Annotated in this window: 5 protein-coding genes and 2 pseudogenes; 4 read left to right on the top strand and 3 right to left on the bottom strand. The window is 67.8% G+C overall.

Features of this window, described 5'->3' with window-relative positions; all coding sequences use genetic code 11:
* From ABT171_RS41420 to ABT171_RS41410, 3 genes and pseudogenes are all read left to right on the top strand, one after another.
* Positions 1–165, top strand: a pseudogene (locus tag ABT171_RS41420) (DUF4232 domain-containing protein); the annotation flags it as partial.
* Between the two features lie 812 nt (positions 166–977).
* Positions 978–1,181, top strand: a complete 204-nt coding sequence (locus tag ABT171_RS41415) for a cold-shock protein (RefSeq protein WP_030648194.1) — start codon at positions 978–980, stop codon at positions 1,179–1,181.
* A gap of 144 nt (positions 1,182–1,325) precedes the next feature.
* Positions 1,326–1,549 (top strand): annotated as a pseudogene (locus tag ABT171_RS41410) (hypothetical protein).
* Positions 1,550–1,675: 126 nt separating this feature from the next.
* On the opposite strand, the gene ABT171_RS41405 reads toward ABT171_RS41410, so the two are convergent.
* Complete coding sequence (locus tag ABT171_RS41405) at positions 1,676–2,050, bottom strand: GvpU-like protein (protein ID WP_351252105.1); 375 nt, start codon at positions 2,048–2,050, stop codon at positions 1,676–1,678.
* Between the two features lie 449 nt (positions 2,051–2,499).
* Here ABT171_RS41405 and ABT171_RS41400 point away from each other — a divergent pair, with 449 nt between their 5' ends.
* On the top strand, positions 2,500–2,862 hold the full coding sequence (locus tag ABT171_RS41400) for a MerR family transcriptional regulator (RefSeq protein ID WP_351252103.1): 363 nt from the start codon (positions 2,500–2,502) through the stop codon (positions 2,860–2,862).
* Positions 2,863–2,915: 53 nt separating this feature from the next.
* Here the strand turns inward: ABT171_RS41400 and ABT171_RS41395 are convergent, their stop codons facing one another.
* On the bottom strand, positions 2,916–4,649 hold the full coding sequence (locus tag ABT171_RS41395) for an RICIN domain-containing protein (RefSeq protein WP_351252101.1): 1,734 nt from the start codon (positions 4,647–4,649) through the stop codon (positions 2,916–2,918).
* A 264-nt stretch (positions 4,650–4,913) separates the two neighbouring features.
* A partial coding sequence (locus ABT171_RS41390; RefSeq protein ID WP_351252097.1) for a non-reducing end alpha-L-arabinofuranosidase family hydrolase occupies positions 4,914–5,075 on the bottom strand: 162 nt, incomplete at its 5' end.

Here is a 5,075-nt window from a genome sequence, read left to right as displayed (position 1 = left end):
GCCGACGGCTACTGCGTGTCGGGCACGAACCCGGTGACGTATCCGACGATGGTCATCGGGCTGCCGCACTCCGGGAAGCACCAGGTCGCCCTGAAGGACGGGGTGTGGGCCGAGTGCGACAACAAGGTGACCGTCACCCCGGTCTCGGCGGTCAAGCCTTCCTGACCCCACCGTCCCCACAACCTGCACATAAGTGCAGGTGAGCGACTCAGGCACCTTCGGTGCGCCCCCGGCGCGCTGGAGGTGCTTCTGTCTGCCCTGAGAAGGACGCCAAGGCGTGCGTCCGCACTTCGAATTCGAAGCGGCGGGTCCTTCACCACCGAGACCAGGACGTGGGGATCGACGACGAACGCGGTCCTGGATCTGCGGGACGTGCCTCGCGACCTCTACGACGACTGGTTCACACGCCGTTGTGCCTGGTGCAGCGCAGCAACTGCCGCCAAGAAACCCGAGCTTCCCAAGCTGAGGGCGCGAGTTCGAGAAACGAATCGGACTCGCCTCGTCCCTCCCACGCTGCTCCCCGTGCCCCCGGAATCTCCGGGGTCCACCCGACCGACGCGGGCCTGACCACCGTCGGCACCGGCCATCACGCTCTTCGCGGGGGATGTGACCTTTATTGCGGTATGGAGTCTCGGGCGGGTTCGCGGCGGTGCCGTCCGCTGACGACGGTGGCAGCGGCACATGTCCCGTCGAGGGAGGTCACAGGGCTGCGGGCGGAAGTGCACGGCAGGAAAGCCGCGCCTGCGGAGAGCAATATCTGTGCCCGTGAAATGAGATATAGGTGCGGGGTACGGCGAGTATTCCCCGACCGCCCGGCGGAGCGGAATTATCGACCACGCAAGGCCGATCGCACCGTGCTACTGTCGAACTCAGTTGCAGGTGTGGTTGCCAGAAGGTTTTTCCGACGGCTGATCATCACGGCGACACGGAATACGCACAGGGCGCATTCCTGACACCGCCTCCGAAGGAGAAACAACATGGCTACTGGCACTGTGAAGTGGTTCAACGCGGAAAAGGGCTTCGGCTTCATCGAGCAGGACGGCGGCGGCCCCGACGTCTTCGCCCACTACTCGAACATCGCCACCCAGGGCTTCCGCGAGCTGCTGGAAGGCCAGAAGGTGTCGTTCGACATCGCGCAGGGCCAGAAGGGCCCGACGGCCGAGAACATCGTTCCGGCCTGACGCACCGGCACGGACGCATACTTCGCAGCTGGGGCCCGCACCTTGGGGTGCGGGCCCCAGCTCGCTTCATTCCCAGGGTGATTCGCCCCTGTCATTTTCCGGCCAGTTCTCGCGATTCTCCGCGCCGCTCATTCTGCTGCGGAAATTCCCTGTCATCGCCACCGGTACCCGTTCGACCTGACCAGGACCGGGGTGCTCGCCTCGCTGAAGGGCGTCAGGCCCGAGCCGGCGAGGTCGTGCGGGCCATGACGCGTCTCGGCTTCACCTGCCACGACCGCCCCGGGGGCGCGCCCGTGGGCGAGGGTGGACCCACTGTCCTCGACACCGCGTCCGCACTGCTCGGCGGCACCGGCCCCGTGGCCGTGTGAGGACGGGCGGGAGACCGCCCTCAGGATCCCGGTGGGGCCCTGCCGACGCGCGTCGGCAGGGCCCCCGGCGTTGTGTCGCCGTCCGCTCGGAGAGCGCCGGCCGGGCAACGGGGCGGGGACAGCGACTCACTGGTCGATGTGGATGAGATCCCCTACGCTCCATGCGCTGACGTCCTTGATCGCGACTCGGTACATGCCGCCCGTCTCCGGGATACCGAGGCTGCCCTGCAGGATCCGGGCGAGATGGAAGTGCAGATGCGTGGGCGCCTCGCCGCGACCGGGCCGGTTCCCTCGCGGACCGCGCGCGAAGACCTCCGAGAACGGGCCGAGACGGTCCGAGTCCTTCAGGACCTCCGCCACCCGCTCCCTCCACACGGCCTCCGGAGCCAGCCGGCCGGTGATGACGGCGCCGCCGACGACCACGGTCAGCGGCATCTGATTGCTTCGCTCGGACTCCACCGCGGCGGAGATGGCGACGAGCAACTCATCGGGATTCGACATGACAGCAGAGCTTATTCGGCCCACCCGTATCAGGAACCGCCCGCGGGGCTGAAGCAGTTGCGCGCCCGGCGGGAGGCGGCTTCCGTCAACCGGTGAGGCCCGGTCGCGGCGGGCTTCCTCCTCCACCAGAAGAGTGAAATCTCCTCTCGCACGAGTAGATTTTCGCCCCTGACGTGGGTACGCTTCTTGTCGTAGACACGGTCGAACGAGACCCGCCAGACACGAACTGGCGGGTAGCTGAACACGAAGTACGCAGGTCAGTGCGGCTCTCGATCCTCGAAGCCAGAGTGTTCCCAGAAGGGTGACGGGGCTGAGAGCCGCACTGGGCGGCTCGCGCGTCGAGGAGCTGCCAACAGCAGTACCGGTTCAACAGATGGTGTTGAATTTCCTTCGGGGCCCTGGTGCCGTACGGCATCAGGGCCCCTCGACGCGTTGCACAGCGAGGTGACATGACATCGGACAACCCCCTGAATGATCGTCTGGACGACGACGACTACCCGGCGTACACGATGGGCCGGGCAGCCGAGATGCTCGGCACCACCCCGGCCTTCCTCCGGGCCATCGGTGAGGCTCGTCTGATCACTCCGCTCCGCTCGGAGGGAGGACATCGCCGGTACTCCCGCTACCAGCTGAGGATCGCCGCGCGCGCCCGCGAGCTCGTCGACAAGGGGACTCCGATCGAGGCCGCGTGCCGCATCGTCATCCTTGAGGACCAACTCGAGGAAGCGCAGCGCATCAACGCCGAGTACCGCCGTGCCGCCGGCCAGTCGGCGGACCGTTCCGGCTCCGGCTCCGGCTCCGGCTCCGGCTGAACGAAACCCCGGGCCGACGGCCCGGGGTTCGCTTGCCGAAGTCGCCTGCCCGACTACCTGAGCGCCGTACCGCCCCTGTTGCGATAGGCGATCGTCTTGCCGATCAGGTTTCCGCCGTCGGTCTCGACCGATGTCTGTTCCTGCTGCCCCGCACCGAACAGCAGGCCGGCGATATGCGCGTTCGCCACCTGGTCCATGTGCCCGAACAACCAGTCCACCTTGTCGTCCTTGTAGTGGTTGAGGGTGTTGTTCTGCGCCATGTTGCCCACGGGGATCTGCCACAGGACCACCGGCTTGCCCACGGACTCGGCCATCGTCTTGTAGAACGCCAGACGGGCTTCGGCCTTCTGGTCGGTCCAGAAGGTGTCACGGCCGCCGTGGGCCGGCTGTGCGTACCAGCCCGCATCGCGGTCCGTCACATCGGAGACCAGGAAGTCGGCGTTCTGTGCCCCGAGGTGCGCGTAGTCCTTGACGCATTTCTGGGTGCTGTACTCCCAGTCGAAGCACGAAAGGTGCATCCCGACGGCGGTGTTCGGCGCGTACTTGCGCGCCATGTCGACCAGGCAGCGGGAGAGTCCGGCGGCGCTGTTCTCCTGCGATCCGCAATCCGTCGGGTTCGCGCCCGTGACCTGCGCGGGAACCTGGTGCGGATCGCCGAGCGACCGGACGTAGCCCCAGAAGTCGGGCTCAAGGTCGATCATGTCGTGCGAGGTGCCGATCTTCTGGAGGAAGAAACGGTAGTCGTTCAGGTACCGGGTGAGCAGGTCGGCCCTGTTGATGGCCTTGACCTCGCCCGGACCGTCGCCCTCGCCCGCAGCATCCCCGAGGTCGCGCAGCGAGTACCAGGTCCAGAGCATCTTCTGCGGGCGCGGGCTGCCCTTGTACGTCGCCTGGGCCACCTGGGCGTCCCGATAGGTCACGTAAGTGCCCGGCGCTGTGGTGCTGCCGGTCCAGCAGCCCCACCAGCCCGACCACGCGTCCTGGCAACGCGATGCCGAGTAGTAGTCCGACGACGGCGCGGGCTGGCTGTGCACATAGGCGTACCGCACGTCGAACGGGGCGGCGCTCGCCGAGGCGTCGGACATCGAGCCGCCGATGAGCACGGTGCTGCTACCCATGAAACGTTTCGTCGGGCTGCCGTCACCGGGTGCGGGAGACGACGCCGGCGACGGGCGCGTACCGCTCGGAGCCTGGCTGGTGGGAACGCTGCCGCCCGGCGCGGTGGGCGTGCCGGTGCTGTCGACGCTCCCGGCCGGGACGAGCTGCCACTGCTGATTGGCGCCGCCCCAGTCGCCGTACTGGACGACGTCGCCCCCGTCGGCCTTGGCGGCGTTGCGGACCTCGACGGCCATGCCACTGAAGCGATTAATCAGCCGCATGTAGCCGTCCGAGGACTCCGCCAGTTTGAACTGCTGGTTGGCGCCGTTCCGGTCGCTCCACTGCACGAGGGCGGAGCCTGCGGTCTTCGACCAGCCGAGGTCGTCGAGCACCTTGCCGGAGTTCCGGTTCTGCAGCCGGTAGTACCCGTCGCCCGCGGCGATGAACCGCCACTGCTGGTTGGCTCCGCCGTGGCGGGCCCACTGCACCACCGCCGCGCCGTCGTTCGTGGCGTAGGCGCGGTCGTCCAGCACCTTGCCGCTGTTGCGGTTGACCAGCACGTACCAGGTCTTCAGATCCACGGTTTGCGCTGAGGCGGTGCCGACCACAACGGCGGAACCGGCCACGACGGCCATGACGACGGCCGCCCAGAAACCCCGGCGCGTGAACAGCCGACGGGCGCGATGCATCGGGCGACTACCGCGGGCGTGGCCGCCGGCCCGGCGGCCGCCGGGCCGGGACGTCACCGATGACGCGGGTGGGCCGGGGGCATGTCTGTGCTTTCGTCCGAAGGACAACTCTGTGCTCTCTTTCCGCCGTGGGATCTGACCGGACCACCTGCCCGGACACCACTGAGTGGTCCGGGCAGGCCGAAAGGTTGCCGCGGAGATCCACAGATTTTCCGTCTTGACCGCTTCCCCTTCGCCGCGCAGCGCGGCACGGCGGCAGGCAGGTCAGCGCTGGAGGGTGAGGAGACCCGGCCGCCACGGCAGTTGGTCGTAGGGGCCGCTCGCGGTGGGGGACTTGCCCTGGTAGAGGAGCTGCAGGTGGCAGGGGTCGATGGTCATGGTCTGGTCGGGGTTGTCGCGGACCAGGTCACCGTGGCTGATGTCGTT

It is taken from the genome of Streptomyces sp. NPDC001851 (genome assembly GCF_040297165.1).
Taxonomy (GTDB): domain Bacteria; phylum Actinomycetota; class Actinomycetes; order Streptomycetales; family Streptomycetaceae; genus Streptomyces.
This window is presented reverse-complemented; position numbering and strand designations above follow the sequence as displayed.